Source organism: Delftia sp. DT-2 (genome assembly GCF_028401915.1).
GTDB lineage: Bacteria > Pseudomonadota > Gammaproteobacteria > Burkholderiales > Burkholderiaceae_C > Comamonas > Comamonas tsuruhatensis.
Map to the genome: position 1 here is coordinate 32,955 of NZ_JAQOTI010000025.1, position 15,166 is coordinate 48,120.

General features: G+C 53.5%; 14 protein-coding genes. 6 read left to right on the forward strand and 8 right to left on the reverse strand.

Features of this window, described 5'->3' with window-relative positions; translation table 11 throughout:
• Positions 1-16: 16 nt before the first annotated feature.
• Entirely contained in the window at positions 17-1,180 is a 1,164-nt protein-coding gene (locus PO605_RS29170; RefSeq protein ID WP_272207264.1) for a zinc-dependent alcohol dehydrogenase, read from the reverse strand.
• A gap of 552 nt (positions 1,181-1,732) precedes the next feature.
• Here PO605_RS29170 and PO605_RS29175 point away from each other — a divergent pair.
• On the forward strand, positions 1,733-2,176 hold the full coding sequence (locus tag PO605_RS29175) for a response regulator (protein ID WP_272207265.1): 444 nt from the start codon (positions 1,733-1,735) through the stop codon (positions 2,174-2,176).
• Positions 2,177-2,245: 69 nt separating this feature from the next.
• Positions 2,246-2,668, forward strand: a complete 423-nt coding sequence (locus PO605_RS29180) for a hypothetical protein (RefSeq protein WP_272207266.1) — start codon at positions 2,246-2,248, stop codon at positions 2,666-2,668.
• A gap of 121 nt (positions 2,669-2,789) precedes the next feature.
• Here PO605_RS29180 and PO605_RS29185 read toward each other — a convergent pair whose 3' ends face one another.
• The 4 genes from PO605_RS29185 to PO605_RS29200 all read right to left on the reverse strand — a co-directional run bounded on the left by PO605_RS29185 (position 2,790) and on the right by PO605_RS29200 (position 5,716).
• Positions 2,790-3,380, reverse strand: coding sequence for a cysteine hydrolase family protein (locus tag PO605_RS29185; protein WP_272207267.1), 591 nt, complete (start codon positions 3,378-3,380; stop codon positions 2,790-2,792).
• An 8-nt stretch (positions 3,381-3,388) separates the two neighbouring features.
• Positions 3,389-3,997 (reverse strand): hypothetical protein, encoded by a 609-nt coding sequence (locus PO605_RS29190; RefSeq protein WP_141832051.1) that lies wholly within the window; start codon positions 3,995-3,997, stop codon positions 3,389-3,391.
• 141 nt (positions 3,998-4,138) lie between these two features.
• Positions 4,139-4,984, reverse strand: a complete 846-nt coding sequence (locus PO605_RS29195; protein WP_272207268.1) for a GGDEF domain-containing protein — start codon at positions 4,982-4,984, stop codon at positions 4,139-4,141.
• A gap of 33 nt (positions 4,985-5,017) precedes the next feature.
• Positions 5,018-5,716 carry a PDC sensor domain-containing protein gene (locus PO605_RS29200; RefSeq protein WP_272207269.1) on the reverse strand — a complete coding sequence of 233 codons (699 nt, stop codon included), beginning with the start codon at positions 5,714-5,716 and terminating at the stop codon, positions 5,018-5,020.
• 595 nt (positions 5,717-6,311) lie between these two features.
• On the opposite strand from PO605_RS29200, the gene PO605_RS29205 reads away from it, so the two are divergent.
• Entirely contained in the window at positions 6,312-6,596 is a 285-nt protein-coding gene (locus PO605_RS29205) for a hypothetical protein (protein WP_272207270.1), read from the forward strand.
• Between the two features lie 79 nt (positions 6,597-6,675).
• On the opposite strand, the gene PO605_RS29210 is transcribed toward PO605_RS29205, so the two are convergent.
• Positions 6,676-7,563 (reverse strand): transglutaminase-like domain-containing protein, encoded by an 888-nt coding sequence (locus PO605_RS29210; protein WP_272207271.1) that lies wholly within the window; start codon positions 7,561-7,563, stop codon positions 6,676-6,678.
• A 273-nt stretch (positions 7,564-7,836) separates the two neighbouring features.
• Between PO605_RS29210 and PO605_RS29215 the strand changes: the two genes are divergently transcribed.
• Both PO605_RS29215 and PO605_RS29220 read left to right on the forward strand, forming a co-directional pair.
• Positions 7,837-10,233: a catalase gene (locus tag PO605_RS29215; protein ID WP_272207272.1), complete on the forward strand. Its 2,397-nt coding sequence runs from the start codon at positions 7,837-7,839 to the stop codon at positions 10,231-10,233.
• A gap of 62 nt (positions 10,234-10,295) precedes the next feature.
• Positions 10,296-10,814, forward strand: a complete 519-nt coding sequence (locus tag PO605_RS29220; RefSeq protein ID WP_272207273.1) for a low affinity iron permease family protein — start codon at positions 10,296-10,298, stop codon at positions 10,812-10,814.
• Positions 10,815-10,905: 91 nt separating this feature from the next.
• Here PO605_RS29220 and PO605_RS29225 read toward each other — a convergent pair whose 3' ends face one another.
• Positions 10,906-13,680, reverse strand: a complete 2,775-nt coding sequence (locus tag PO605_RS29225; RefSeq protein ID WP_272207275.1) for an excinuclease ABC subunit UvrA — start codon at positions 13,678-13,680, stop codon at positions 10,906-10,908.
• Positions 13,681-13,786: 106 nt separating this feature from the next.
• Between PO605_RS29225 and PO605_RS29230 the strand changes: the two genes are divergently transcribed.
• Positions 13,787-14,422, forward strand: a complete 636-nt coding sequence (locus PO605_RS29230; protein WP_334313829.1) for an HAD domain-containing protein — start codon at positions 13,787-13,789, stop codon at positions 14,420-14,422.
• Between the two features lie 197 nt (positions 14,423-14,619).
• Here PO605_RS29230 and PO605_RS29235 read toward each other — a convergent pair whose 3' ends face one another.
• Positions 14,620-15,024, reverse strand: coding sequence for a hypothetical protein (locus PO605_RS29235; RefSeq protein ID WP_272207276.1), 405 nt, complete (start codon positions 15,022-15,024; stop codon positions 14,620-14,622).
• Between the last annotated feature and the right edge of the window lie 142 nt (positions 15,025-15,166).

Here is a 15,166-nt window from a genome sequence, read left to right on the forward strand (position 1 = left end):
GTTGTCATTGAACAGACTAAGGAGTTAGTACAACCTTGCGACAAGATTCTTCCTGCTTTTCGAATATTTCATATCCTTTGACAATCTCGCTCAAATCCATGCGATGCGAGATAATTACTTCAGGCTTCATTAATCCGTTAGCAATGTGATCAAGCAGATCGGGGAGGTATTTCTGAACATGCGTCTGCCCCATCTCAAAGCACAGCCCCTTGTCAAAGGCATCTCCAAAAAGAAAGCCGTGGATGAAGCCCGCATAAACGCCGGGAACGCTGACCACACCGCCGCGTCGGGTAGCCGCAATGCACTGGCGCAGTGCCTTCCCGCTGGAGCCCTCGATTTTCAGAGTGGTGAGTACGGTCTCCACGGCGCTTCCTTTGGCCTCAAAGCCCACAGCGTCAATCGTGGCATCCACGCCTCGGTGGTGGGTATTTTCAAGAATAAATTCGGCAGGATCATCAATATCCGAAAAATTGATGGGTATCACGCCATATGTTTGTTTTGCAAATTCCAGACGGTCAACGTTATCGTCCACCATGAAAATCGTTTCAGCCCCCAGGAAGCGCGCACACAGTGCGCTCATCAACCCTACAGGTCCCGCACCAAATATAGCTAACGTGGACCCCTTGGAGATACGGGCATTGAGTGCCGCCTGATAACCGGTAGGCAGAATATCCGACAGAAAAAGCACCTGATCATCACCCAAAAAATCCGGTATCAGAATTGGCCCAGCGTTGGCCCGGGGAACTCGAGCATATTCCGCCTGTCCACCCGAGTACCCGCCGTACAGGTGGCTGTAGCCAAACAGTCCAGCTCCAGGTCTCGCAGATTTTTTGTTGATAATGGCCCCGCGCCCCGAATTGGTTTCTTCGCAAGCAGCAAAAAGTGATCTATTGCAGAAAAAACATTCGCCACAAGCAATGACGAACGGTACGACTACCCTATCTCCCTTTTTCAGGTGCTTTACACCTCTTCCGGCTTCCTCGACCACCCCCATGAATTCATGTCCCAGAATATCACCGGTCTCCATTTCAGGAATCTTTCCACGATAGATATGAAGGTCTGAGCCGCATATAGCAGTAGCAGTCACCTTGATAATGATGTCCTCCTCATCTTGCAGTTGAGGATCTGCCACCGTTTCGTAACGAACATCCTTGGAACCGTGGTAGGTAAGTGCCTTCATCAGAATCTCCGTCGTTAGATTCGCTGCCACTGAAATTGAGTTTCAACCTCAAGTAGTGGGGCAATTTTTGTGCCCATAGTCTCAGGCGCCTAGAACCCTACTGCCGAGCTTGCAGTACGACTCGCGTGCCAGAAGAAAGGCTGCGGAACTGTAGGCATTTGCCGCACGGACCCCGATTCAGACGTTCCCATGCATTTATTGGGATAGAGCCTAAGCAGCTACAGTCCAACAATTACAGAAAGATGTACAAAGTGCATCCTCAGCAGCAGAATCCAGTATCGACGACTGGAAATCCCGTGATCTATCGATTGAACTGTTGCCAGCTATCTCGTGACCTCTTGCCGAGGTACTGAGGAACATTTTGAAGCTTTGACAGAATTGAACAATTTCTCTGAAATCTTAGAATTTCTCTATCACCTCGATGTCGTAGACAGGTCTTAAGCTTGCACCTGTTTGTTAATAATGGCAACAGTTGAAATAAATTGGACATCGGTGAAACTTTCTCATCCGAATGAATGAGAATTTTTATTCTCGATACCTTAAGGGGGCAGTGTGCAAAATCAACCCGACACGAATGCTACGGATGAGGATGTAGGTGCGCTACCCCTCTACGGCATGCGCATCTTGGTTGTGGATGATGACTCCGATATCGCTGAGACGATGGCAGCACTGTTGGAAATGGACGGCGCCGAAGCTTCGCCATGCACCACTGCAAGAGAAGCCTTGAAAAAACTGGCGCAGGGTTACTGGAACGTTGTCCTATTGGACATTGGGATGCCTGAAATGGACGGAGTGGAGGTGGCCCAGGTAATTCGAGACTCAGCGCTAGGCGCGCGCCTTTTTATCGTGGCCATTACGGGACATAGCCAGGCACAGATGCGGTCCCGCATAGCTGAAACAGAGTTCGATCTGATTTTTACCAAGCCAGCTGATCCAGAACATCTGTGTCGAGCACTTGGAGCTTGGTGGAACGCTCCTGCAAAGGTGAGCATGTAATGGATGCTGGACCCATTCGATAATATTTCGCATGCACAGGAGCGAAAGTTACGGTTAACGGAGAGCAATATGAATATTTACCAAACCCACGCCAAGAAAAATGACAGCTTGGCTGCTGTCCTTGAAGGGATGTCTTATCTTCCGCCCGGGGATGCACGTCCATCTCGTGACTATGTTGAGGGTCTCCCGAGTCCCGACTGCGAGATAGAAGTGGTCTTGCGAAATGCTCATAGCCTAGGCTCTGAGGAACTCAAAGCTGCTGAGCATGCTTTCAAGACAGCCATGTTGACCATCTTTGGCGGTACCTATGGGCTCTATGAAGGGTATGTCGCCAGTTTGGGATGTACAGAAAGCGCCAAGGATTGGCGTGCCAAGACTGCGCTTGCACATGCAAAAGTCCAAGAGGTCATCGCGCATGAATCTGGTGAGGCATTGAGGCTCGGTCAAGCTGGAGGCGCATTTTTCCAAATATCAATCACGCACAAGATGTAGTTGACTTCTACACTGTATGGCAAGGTTTTCCGCTGATTTACCAGCGTCTGTACATGCTATCGCTTGCCGCGGTTCAGCGTGAGATATGGCAAACTTCGCTATTGCATAAAGGACCAGGTCCTTAATCATCGCTCTCCATCCTACCAGTTGATGCTCTTACAGAACACTTGAATGACTGGCGAAGATGCCGTAAAGCAAATGCTTTTCTTGAAGGATTTTCAGCTGCCGTACAATCGCTCGGCACCCACACGCTATATCCAGACATCCGTGCATCGGTGGCAGAAAGCATGACGCACATATCCGTGGCAAAACCCACGATGATCAATTTCTCGGCTTCCATGCGATCGAGGAGATGCTGAAGCGGAGTGGAATGAAATGCCGAATGCTGGGGTTTCAATATCACTAGATCTGACTCACTGGGGGCGAGAGTCCGCGCTATTTCTCCACGAGGCCCAGATAACCCCATGCATTCGACAAGAATATCAGAAAACTCGCTCTGCCAAGTTCCATAGTTATCATTGGCATAAATTGCCGGAATATTACGACTTTTAAGCTTGGCTTTAAGCTTCGAGATCTTGGATGCCGCTCGTACTGCCTCGCGAACCAAACCACCGGCATTCGGGAACTGCAATGGGTTGATTACATCAACCAGCAACAGAACCACCGGACTACGAGGCACATCGGTAGGCTTTAAAACCTGACTACGCGGCATTTTGGTCGTCAGAGCATGGATTTGCGCTGCTGCTCGGCACGCGATGCACCAATGGCCGTCTCCACTTGCTTGATCTCTTCAGGCGGTGGCAGGACGGCCGGCAGACCGAGGCTCTGGATGGCGAGTTCACGGCACCAGCCCTTTGTGTGATAAAGATGATGATCTTCATCCTTCTCCACCCGCGCATGCGCTTCCTTGAGCGCTTTACCTGTCTCACCGGTGGCCACTTCCGCCACCATGCCCAGCAGCTCCCAATTTGCGTGATCCTTGGTCTCCGCATGCACCACACATTCGCAAGCAACGAGCTGCGCTGCACTTCGGTCACCGGCACTGAGCGCCAGTTCCATGGCCTTTACCAGCGACAATCCGATGTGCTTGACCACTTGGCGCGAAGGCGTCACTTCGTCCGCATTGATGCCCAGGAACTCACATGTCGTGCGGACAACGTTCTGGTGGCTTAACGTCTCTTCCAGATACTTTTCCCATTCCTCTTTCAGGTCTTCGTTGATGGCACATTGCAAAGCGGTCCGATAAACCTGTTCTCCGCCTAGCTCAGTTTCCATCATTTGCAACAGCAAATCCTTGAGCTGGACTTCGTCATAGCGTGTCTTGGGCATCATCGTTCTCCAGAGGGAGTGGTAGGGATGTTGATACTCCTACCGAAAGCCATTAATTTCTGTAGGCCTGCACGGACGATGCTGTAGTATTTTTCAGAGAATTTCCGTATGAAGAGCTTCCAAAATTGGCGCGATCGGAATCTACTGCTCTCCCACTGCACGACCAGATGCGCTCAGGATGCATCTGTTTCTACCCAAACGCTTCGCGGTATACAGAGCTTGGTCTGACAGGTCAATCAGCTTCTCGGAAGTCAAATTTGTGTCATTCCAGTCTGCCGTTGCCACGCCACAGGAAACGGTAACTATTCCAATATCGCTGCCTGCATGGACAAGCATCAGACTTTCAATTCTTTCTCTCGCACTATTTGCCACTTCCAAGGCACCTTGCCCATCAGTATCCGGAAGAATTGCAACAAATTCCTCGCCTCCGTAGCGCGCCAAGATGTCTCCAGGTCGCCGCATAGCTCCTGAAAGGGCTGATGCCACCTGTCTTAGACAATCGTCACCGGCCAAGTGACCATAAATATCGTTGTAATTCTTAAAGTGATCTACATCGAAGATTATTGTTGATAGTTTGCGCTGATACCGACGACTTTGTCCAAAAATTTCTGCGAGCCTTAGGTCAAACGCTCGCCGATTGAATATACCCGTCAGACCATCTTGATCCGCGAGTTCGGCAAGCTGTTGATTTTTCCGCATGATTTGATCATGAGCGTTATGCAGCGCACGGTCAGCCTCTTTACGGACCTTCATGCTACGGAAAACATAGCTTCCAGATAGTGCGATAACTGTAATAATTATTAGTAAACAAATGGCTTGCACTTGGGTAGCGCTACGCCAGTGAGACAGAATTTCCTCCTCAGAGAGCGCTACCGTCACAAAGAGAGGATTACTTCCCAGATGTTCAAAAATGACGAGTCGTCTTATTCCATCAAAAGGAGACGCAAGCAATAGCATTCCGGCACGTTCATTCTTTGCTATATCCAAGAGTGGATTATTTGGAATGTTTCGACCCAAATCTTATACGGAATATGGCCTTCGTACAACAAGGATACCGTCGGCGAGGCTCAACGAAATTGCGCCCTTTTCTCCGATATCGAATCCATCCAGAAGATTTAATAAATATTTAACCCGAATAGTAGCAAGAACAACACCCGCAAATCTTCCGCTAGCATCGTTGAGACGCTTGGAAACCGGAATAATCCATTCGCCCGTGGAACGACTCTGCAACGGCTTACTGACAAGCACTTTTTTACTCGGGCTTTCGCGATGGCTTATAAAGTACTCACGGTCTGAATTGTTTGCATTCGGGGGTTGAGTCGCCTGTGTGTGTACGAGCCAATTTCCATTGGCATCATATACAAATATTCCATGCAAATAATCGGCGTTTCCTAGATGGTTGACCATCAATGGCTGAAGCGACTCAAGGGCCGCCAGCTCCATATCTGCTTGCTCAATTATATATTCTATGGTGTTTAGTAGCCGTCCGACCTCGCTAAACACACTGTCTAATTGATGTGCAACAGAATGCCCAAGATTCCGAGAAGTTCTTTCGGCCTGGGACCACGCGTCAGCATGTGCACGCCACGCGAGCCACACGTTGGTAGCGACCAACAGGAAAGTCAAAAGTCCGAGGGATAGTGCAGCAGCTAAGAAAGGGCGTCCAATCAAGCGCTGTAGTGGGCGCTGATGTCTTTCATCTTGAAAAGGAGGCGTCATACTGCTGATTTTAACGAGGTATCAGCCTAGTAAGATGGGCGCACAGACCACCACCTGATCAAAATACCCTGGCTTGCACAGTCGAGCATCCTAGGCGTAGCGGGAAAACCCGGTAATGGTATTTTGACTTATCGATTCAAGACAAGAGCTTCGCGCACACGGTCCATCTCCGCACGGAGCGTGCGAAAAAAGAATTTCAAATGCACGAGCCGTTGATTAACTGTGACGGGAAATCAAGTCAAACTCGTGTTGAACCATGGATGCTGCGTGCCTGATAGCTGCCCGAAGCTCGGGGTCACCTGATTCAATGTTGATGACCCAATTGGACGCACAAGCATCTTGTTGCAAAGGTAGGGCCATTATCGAGATGCCTGGTAAATTCTTCACATGGAAATGGACCGAATACTGACTACTGAATAGTGCTTGGTATATCGCCGAGATCAACTCCTCAGGCGTCTTTTCCTTCCTGGTCATAAAATCACCTCATGGAAGACAAGCGAGAAACTTTAGTCCCACCATGGTGCAAAAGACTCGCCATATTATATTTCTCAAAGACTATCTATGCATTTATTGTTAAATCATTCTCCAAAATTAAATGTTCCAACGCCATATTTATTCATTTCCTGAAAATCATTCCCCAATCGGTCAACAACAATCAGAAGATCCAGAAGGCCATCACCCGCTCTCCAAAAAGCCCTGCCACCATATTTACAGTTTTGAACAAAATATTGCAATGATTGGCGGGTTTTACGTTGCAGCAATAAAGATCTTCAATCAAATCAAACCTATTTTTGACTCTTGCTATCACCGCCAACATGGCGCGAGAAGACCATGCAATTTTACGCACCTGAACTGTGGTAGAAAAGAATTTGGTAAATAAACGATAGGGCCTATTGAGATGTTGCCACTGATAGCGCCTACTAATTTGTGTTGAAATGGTTCAACTTGCAATACTGTCATTAAAGTCGAAGTTCGGCACGATGGCTAGCTCCAGAATATCTTAGAAGCCGTTTGCAATCCGGAACACCCTTGCAAGGAGAGTAGCCCAGCTGTGGCAAATTACTTAAGTCTCTTTCCATCGACACTGTGGGCTGCATCGATATGACCGCGCCGAAAATAGTGGCGTATGCAGTGTCAGCCGCATCACGTCCTCTGCCGATCCTTATGAAATTCTTCGTATCTGCTATGCTTATCGGATCTAACAACACCCACCCACCGCTCAGAAAAGCCTCTACACAGGCGTGGAAAGTTGGCATAGGTTGGCTTTGAGCTTCTGTAAAACTAATGCCCGTGACCAGACGGGAAGGTATGTTAAGCGCCCTCAGAAAACTAATAGTTAGGTGGGCAATCTCGCGCCCTCCGCCTGCCCGGTCAATCATGGTGTCGAGAGCGGATGTTGTGGTGGCCCCGGCTGCGGGGTAATAGGCTATATAGTTACTTACCCAGGCCCGGACTGCGGCGATGCGCTGGAGTCCAGGTTCAGATTTGCCAAAGTTCCTATATGCTATTGCAGCTAACTTATCTGACTGACAGTATCTGCTGGGATATAAATATGGCAGAGTAGTTGACGGTAGCACACCAACAGGGACTTCGTTATATTCGCGAGGTTGGAAAATACGCTGTGTTAGTGAAAAAGTAGATTTATAGAGCAGCTCAAAATTCCCTTGCTCTGCATGGAGATGGAAAACACGGTTTCCACGCCGTAGCCTGGCTGGCAATTTGTACTCAACGGGTTGGTTAATCTTCATGGCCTCGTCCAGAATAACTTGCTGTTTGTCGGCCGCGACAGGGAAACCAAATATAAAGTCAGCGCCACTCACATCACGAACATCGTAGACGAACCGCATTTCGACACTGTATATTTGCATAATATTAAACACTTGGGATATTGAGAAATCGCTCCTCAGTGTCTGCCAAATTTTGGCATGGAAGCAAGTAGGCGGAAGCCGCGAGGCAGCTTATCCTTTGAATGTAAAAAATGCCGTATCCGTATAACTTGCCGAAAATATTTCGCCGTTCGAAATTTACGTTTATGCCATCTCTAAAACTTATCAGCCTCTTCCTACATCTTTATTGCAAGCTCGCCTTATCCTCAGATTTTCCTAACCCAGGAGATCACGATGAAAAAGACGGACAAGGTATCCGGGGACAGCGTCAAGGCAGCCTCGGCACGAAATACAGATAGTGGTCCTGCTTCTATAAAGGCAGTGGACCAACTTTCGGAAAAATCTCTTCAGACTGAGACGCTTGCTGCCGGCCGCCCTTACAACCCGATCAAGGCTGGCGAGCATGGCTTTGACAACGGGACACGACCTGCTCCTGGCGCTGTGAGTGCTTCTGCGTCGCGCCTAGCAACCGCCAGCACCCTGTCCGAGCAAAATTCCTCAGCCAAAACGGGTTCGGAGGCTGTGCAAGGCAACAATGCCACCGTAGACACGCTGGACCGAGTGCGTGTGGATGCGGCGGGTCAGGTGCTGACCACCAACCAAGGCGTGGCTATTGCGGACAACCAGAACTCGTTGAAGTATGGCGAGCGTGGGCCCGTTTTGCTTGAGGACTTCATCCTCCGCGAAAAGATCACCCATTTCGACCATGAGCGCATCCCCGAACGCATCGTTCATGCGCGCGGCTCCGGCGCCCACGGCTTCTTCGAGTGCTATGAGCCGCTTACTGAGCTGACACGCGCTGCACCCTTCAAAGAGGCAGGCAAGATCACGCCGGTGTTTGTGCGCTTTTCGACGGTGGCTGGAGAGCGCGGCTCCAAGGACACAGCGCGTGACGTGCGCGGGTTCGCAGTGAAGTTCTATACCGACGAAGGCAACTGGGATCTGGTTGGCAACAACATGCCGGTTTTCTTCATCCAGGACGCCATGAAGTTCCCCGACTTGGTGCATGCCGTCAAGCCTGAGCCACACCATCAGATGCCGCAGGCCGCGAGCGCCCATGACACGTTCTGGGATTTCGTCTCGCTCATGCCCGAGTCCACCCACATGCTGATGTGGCTGATGTCGGATCGCGCCATCCCCCGCAGCTTCGCCACGATGCAGGGTTTTGGCGTGCACACCTTCCGCTTCGTCAATGCAGAGGGACAGTCGGTCTTCGTCAAGTTCCACTGGAACCCCAAGGCGGGCACGCATTCGCTGGTCTGGGACGAGGCGGTCAAGATCTCCGGCGCGGACCCGGACTACAACCGGCGTGACCTGTGGGAACGCATCGAGGCCGGCGCCTATCCTGAATACGAACTTGGCGTGCAGGTCTTCACCGAGCAAGAGGCCGATGCGTTCAGTTTTGACATCCTCGACGCCACCAAGCTCATCCCCGAGGAACTGGTTCCCGTGCGCCCGATAGGCCGCATGGTCTTGAACCGTAACCCCGATAACTTCTTCGCCGAGACGGAGCAAGTGGCGTTCTGTGCTGCGCATGTAGTTCCAGGCATCGACTTTTCCAACGATCCCCTGCTTGCCGGCCGCATCCACTCCTATGTGGACACCCAGATCTCGCGGCTTGGGGGCCCAAATTTCCATGAGATCCCAATAAACACCCCTTTGACACAGGTACATAACAACCAACGTGACGGTATGCATCGGCAGGCCATTCACCGTGGCAAGGTAGCCTACGAGCCCAATTCTCTGGGCGGCGGTTGCCCATTTCAGGCAGGTGCTGCCCAAGGATTTGTGTCCGTTCCTGCACGGATCGAAGCCAGAGCGGCCCAAGGAAAAGTGCGTGCGAAACCCGAGAAATTCGCAGACCACTACACACAGGCCAAACTATTCTTCGATAGCCAAAGCCCGATTGAGCAAGCCCACATCGCGGCAGCCTTCCGTTTCGAGCTGAGCAAGGTCACGGTTCCTGCCATCCGTGAACGAATGGTGTCTTCCTTACGCAATGTCTCTGAAGAGCTAGCAAACCAGGTAGCCGTTAAGCTGGGCATCACGGAAATGCCCGAGCCGATGCCCAAGGCGCTGACCAGCGCTCCTGCAGCTGAGGTGAACATGTCGCCCTCGTTGTCGCTCCTCGCGCGACCTGGAGAAACAGGAATCCAGGGGCGCAAGGTTGCAATTTTGGTTGCCAATGGCGTTGAAGCCGAGAGCCTGATCAAGCTGCATAGCAAGCTCTTCGAACTGGGAGCGGTGCCACGTTTCGTTGCCCCTCACATTGGCCCGTTAACCACCAGTAAGGGTGCGGTCATTGATGCCGATGCATCACTGGAAAACGAACCAGGATTCCTCTTCGATGCTTTGGTCTTGCCTGATGGGGAAATGGGCGTCAAGGAACTGGCTAAGGATGGTCACACACTTGAATTTATCAAAGATCAATATCGCCATTGCAAACCCATAATGGTCATGACTGCTTCCACGGTTCTTATGCACATGGCACAAATCCCGCCGCTCCTGCCTTCAGGCAATGAAGATCCCGGGATCGTGGTGGGGATTGACGATTCAGCAATCGCACAGTTTGTATCTGCAATTGCGCGACATCGACATCCCGAACGCGAAACCGATCCCCCTGCTGTGTAGCGGATTCATTGTTTTACATATGCCTGGAGACCGTACGGTCTCCAGCATTACCCGAGCACATCATGTCTAAAACGAATACTCCAAATAGCTCGGCCAAAGACGTGCTGGGTTCAATGCCGGACACGTCCAGTGCCTCTTACGCTGATAGATCACCAATACTGACAGCCTTCGACCATTTTGCTAGCAGAGTTACACGGTGGGCCGGTTCTCCAGTTGCTTTCTGTATAGCGTTAGCTTGCGTGCTGGTCTGGGCCGCCGCTGGACCAGTTTTCTCTTTTTCAGAGTACTGGCAACTGGTGATCAACACCGGCACGACCATTGTCACGTTTCTTATGGTTTTCTTGATCCAGCAAAGCCAAAATAAGGACAGCGTCGCACTACATCTTAAACTTAACGAGTTACTGGCGGCGAGTAAATCTGCCAGCAATCGTATGATTGGGATTGAGGACCTCGATGAAGAGCAGCTTCGTGAAGTCGCAAATTTCTATGATCAACTGGCAACTCAGGCTCGCGCTCAAAAAGCATGCAAAGAAATTCATTCTATTGACGAAGAAGTGACACCAGCCTTGAACAGAGAATAGCGACAGAAACCAGTCGACGTGCACCCACGCAAAAGCTGTTGTCGAGCGCGTATTGCGGTTTTTCCAAGGTAGCGAATCGCAAGCGAGCCATTCAGTTTGTGGTGGTGTTGTTCAATGCTGCCGCCAGATACCGTGCCGTGCGCGAGGCGGTGCAACGTGCCACCTGATGCGGCGTCCCAGTCGCTACGATGCGTCCACCTTGTGCGCCCGCACCAGGACCGATATCGATCACCCAATCGCTGGAGGCAACGAAGTGCATGTCATGTTCGACCACCACGACGGTATTGCCAGCCTGGACCAGCGCGTCCAGCTGCAGCAACAGGCGGTCCACGTCGGCCGGATGCAGGCCTGTCGTAGGTTCGTCCAGTACGTACAGGGTATGGCCGCGCTGGGTACGCTGCAGCTCGGTGGCAAGTTTGATGCGCTGAGCTTCACCCCCTGACAGCTCTGTCGCGGGCTGGCCCAGACGCAAATAGCCCAGCCCGATGTCGCGCAGCGCATGCAGCGGCCTCAGCACGGCTGGCTCGGCGGCAAACGCCTCGCAGGCAGCGTCCACCGTGAGGCCAAGTACATCGGCGATGCTGAGCCCGTTCCATGTGATGGACAGTGTGTCGGAGTTGTAGCGCGCGCCGTGGCAGGTGGGACACGGCGCGTACACGCTGGGCAGAAAAAGCAGTTCGACGCTCACGAAGCCTTCGCCCTCGCAGGTGGAACAGCGGCCTTTGGCGACGTTGAACGAAAAGCGGCCTGCGTCATAGCGTCTTTTGCGCGCTGCCGGTGTAGCTGCGAAGAGCTTGCGCACGGCATCAAACAGGCCGGTGTAGGTGGCAAGGTTGGAGCGGGGCGTACGGCCGATCGGTTGCTGGTCCACGCGCACAAGCCGGCGAACGTGGTCGGTGGCCCCGCCAAGTCGGCCTGAAGTAGTGGCGCCTTCATCTGTCATCATGATGGAGCCCGGGTCATCGCCGTCCGCTGTGGCATCAGGCGGCCCGTCGGCCAGGCTTTCACCTTCACTCGACGCAAAGGGCTGCCCCAAGTGGGCAGTGACCAACTCCAGCAGTACTTGACTAACCAGGCTCGATTTGCCCGAGCCGGAGACGCCGGTTACGGCAGTCAGGCACGCTGTGGGAAAGGCCACGTCGACGCCACGCAGATTGTGGCGGTGTACACCTTGCAGCGTCAGCCAACCCTGAGTTCGATTTTCGGGGTTGGGGGTGCGCCGCTCGCGGCGTGAACGCGTGCCGTCCTCGAACAGGTAGCGACGCGTCTGCGACTCGGATATCTCTGCGAGGCCTTCGGGCGGGCCGCTGTACAGGACGCGTCCCCCACGCTCGCCGGCCTCGGGGCCTACATCCACCAGCCAGTCTGCGCGCTGCATGGTGGTCACGTCATGTTCGACCACGAAGATGGAATTGCCAGCGTCCTTCAAGCGTTGCAGCGCAGTCAGCAGCGAAGCGGTGTCGGCCGGGTGCAGTCCGGCAGACGGCTCGTCCAACACATACACCACGCCGAAGAGTTGCGATGCCAACTGCGTGGCCAGCCGCAGGCGCTGCAGCTCGCCGGGTGACAGCGTGGGCGTCGCCCGGTCGAGCGAGAGGTAACCCAGCCCCAGTCCGGTCAGGGCCTGCACGCGGACCAGCAGTTCCTGAGCGATGCGCTGTGCAGCCAGCTGCTTTTCGGGCGAGAGGTGGGGCGTGCGGCGCACATCGGGTGCGGCAGCATGGGCGCAGGCGCCGTCCGCCTTCCGTTGAAGTGCGGCGCGCTTGCGTGCAGCAGCAGTCATGGCAGCACCGGCATCGCCCGTCACGGTTGGAGTGGTCGCGCCCTCGGCCACAGGTCGGAGCACATCGGCCAAGGCGTCAAGGGGCAAGCGAGCCAGATCGCCAATGTCCAGACCGCAAAAGGTGACCGAAAGCGACTCGGGCTTCAGCCGCTTGCCATGGCAGACTGGGCAGCGCGTCCCCACCATGAACTTGGACACCTTACGCTTCATCATTGCGCTCTGGCTGGTGGCAAATGTCTGCATCACATAGCGGCGTGCGCCGGTGAACGTGCCCATGTAGCTGGGCGGCTGGCCCGCTTGGCGCGCGCGTCGAACCTCGTCAACCGTGAGTCCCGGGTACACCGGCACGGTGGGCTGCTCGTCGGTGAAAAGGATCCATTCGCGCGTCTTGCGCGGCAAATTGCGCCAAGGCACGTCGATGTCGTGGCCCAGCGTTGTGAGAATGTCGCGCAGATTTTGGCCCTGCCAGGCGCTTGGCCAGGCGGCAACGGCCCGCTCACGCACGGTGAGCGAATCATCCGGCACCATGGACGCCTCTGTCACGTCGTAAAGACGGCCCAGTCCATGGCAATGCGGGCAGGCGCCCTGCGGGGTGTTGGGTGAAAAATCCTCCGCATACAGCATGGGTTGGTGCGCGGGGTACGCTCCAGCACGCGAGTAGAGCATGCGCACCAGGTTGGAAAGAGTGGTGACGCTGCCTACCGACGACCGCGCCGTGGGTGCGCCACGATGCTGCTGCAGAGCCACTGCAGGGGGCAGTCCATCGATGCCATCAACCTGCGGAACGCCCACCTGGTCGATGAGTCTGCGCGCATAGGGCGCGACCGATTCGAAGTATCGGCGCTGCGCCTCGGCATACAAGGTGCCGAAGGCGAGCGACGACTTGCCCGAGCCGGACACCCCGGTGAAGACCACAAGGCAGTTGCGTGGAATCACCACATCCACGTTCTTCAGGTTGTGCTCGCGCGCGCCACGAACACGAATGCAGCCATCGGTGGGGTGGGACACTGCCGTGGGATCGTTGTGCGCAGGAGCTGCTGCGGGAGTCTTCGCAGATTCTGAAAAGGGGGATGGAAGAGGCATGGGCGAGTGGTCGGGTTGTCACAAGGACCGCTGGCGGGCTGGGCTACTGGCATCAGTGTCGTGGTGCAGGCAGTGGCACGCCGTAGGCGGATGCCCCTTGCCCCCTATGGTCACCGACCACGATCACATCGCATGGCGTGAAAATGCCGACATGACAAGCATGTCCGCAGGCAGCTCGACTCCCTACATCCCTGCGTCTTCGCCTCGCAGCGCTGACGTGGTTTTGTATCTTGATCTTGACGGCGTGGTTCACCATGAAGCTGTGCTTTGGCATCCCCGACGTGGCATCTACATGAGCCCATACCAAGCCTCTGAGCACTCCTTGTTCGAGTGGCTGCCCCTTTTGCAAGAAGAACTCGCCCTCTACCCCCAAGTAGCCATCGTGCTCAGCAGTACATGGTGCATACGCCCCGGCTATGCCAAGACGCTGCAGCTGTTGCCCAAGGAGCTGCGCGCCCGCTTCATCGGTGGCACTTTCCACAAACGTGTCCACGGAGCTGATCCCTGGCTTCTGGCGAGCTTTCGGGACACTTCGCGTGGCCAGCAAATCTTGGAAGACGTGACGCGCAGGAAGCCCAGGCAATGGCTGGCCTTGGACGATGACATCGAGGACTGGCCCCCCGCTATCTTGGATCGCTTGGTGGCGTGTGATGGCAAGACAGGACTTTCTGATCCGCAGACGCTCATGGCGCTTAGAGACATGCTTCAGAAATGTGATGCAGCGCTAGTCGGCAACCATTGAAAGTCACCGGGTCTTCTTCAAACGCATTTACCCAGAACTTCCAAAAATCAACGTCCACTGGTACCTCGCGGCGTGGCAAAAGCCGCTGTGCAGCTGCGCAAGGCGCCTCGCCGGCCTTAGTCCGCGCGCACTCAAAAAATCGGGCTGCCGCCTCACCATTGAGCGAGCTAAGGGGGGTAAAGCTCACATTTCTATCATCACAACCCGGGAGGTGTATGTCCTAAGCGGATGGCGATGTCGCGTTGGGTGGACGTCAATGCTGGCCATATTAAATGGACCCTACTCTCGTCCATTGATAGCAAATCCGATCTTTGCTTGGCAGTCTTTAGAGTGACCTTAAAAAATCCGGGATTATGTTCTATTTGATTAATCTTGAGCCGCCATAAAACGACGAATGCATATTTCGGCGTTAGATTTTTATTCTTCCTGAGATAGGTAAGTGCATTTTTTAAAATTTCGTTGTTCTCAGTCGCAGCCACCCTCTCCAGCGCATTGATACAAGATTCCATGCGCATTTGTTCTTCGAGACGATTCAGTCTACGTTTGGCTTCCTCTGGTGAAAGCCTGCGTCCTTGTTCGAAAACAGAGACGTTGAATCGCAAGATACAATGTGATCCGACCCATAAATGGTGATGCGTTAGCTGATTCTTTATGCGGAAATGATAGCTGTCGCATCCCGGACGATTGCATAGACTCTAAACGCTATCCACTCTTCATGGCCCGAGCCGTTCTAAAGGAGTTGAT

Excerpts from the sequence above, each read along its gene's own strand:
- PO605_RS29170 (WP_272207264.1), bottom strand. The coding sequence starts at position 1,180 with ATGAAGGCACTTACCTACCACGGTTCCAAGGATGTTCGTTACGAAACG.
- PO605_RS29180 (WP_272207266.1), top strand. The coding sequence starts at position 2,246 with ATGAATATTTACCAAACCCACGCCAAGAAAAATGACAGCTTGGCTGCT.
- PO605_RS29185 (WP_272207267.1), bottom strand. The coding sequence starts at position 3,380 with ATGCCGCGTAGTCAGGTTTTAAAGCCTACCGATGTGCCTCGTAGTCCG.
- PO605_RS29190 (WP_141832051.1), bottom strand. The coding sequence starts at position 3,997 with ATGCCCAAGACACGCTATGACGAAGTCCAGCTCAAGGATTTGCTGTTG.
- PO605_RS29200 (WP_272207269.1), bottom strand. The coding sequence starts at position 5,716 with ATGACGCCTCCTTTTCAAGATGAAAGACATCAGCGCCCACTACAGCGC.
- PO605_RS29205 (WP_272207270.1), top strand. The coding sequence starts at position 6,312 with ATGTTCCAACGCCATATTTATTCATTTCCTGAAAATCATTCCCCAATC.
- PO605_RS29210 (WP_272207271.1), bottom strand. The coding sequence starts at position 7,563 with ATGCGGTTCGTCTACGATGTTCGTGATGTGAGTGGCGCTGACTTTATA.
- PO605_RS29215 (WP_272207272.1), top strand. The coding sequence starts at position 7,837 with ATGAAAAAGACGGACAAGGTATCCGGGGACAGCGTCAAGGCAGCCTCG.
- PO605_RS29220 (WP_272207273.1), top strand. The coding sequence starts at position 10,296 with ATGTCTAAAACGAATACTCCAAATAGCTCGGCCAAAGACGTGCTGGGT.
- PO605_RS29225 (WP_272207275.1), bottom strand. The coding sequence starts at position 13,680 with ATGCCTCTTCCATCCCCCTTTTCAGAATCTGCGAAGACTCCCGCAGCA.
- PO605_RS29230 (WP_334313829.1), top strand. The coding sequence starts at position 13,787 with ATGGTCACCGACCACGATCACATCGCATGGCGTGAAAATGCCGACATG.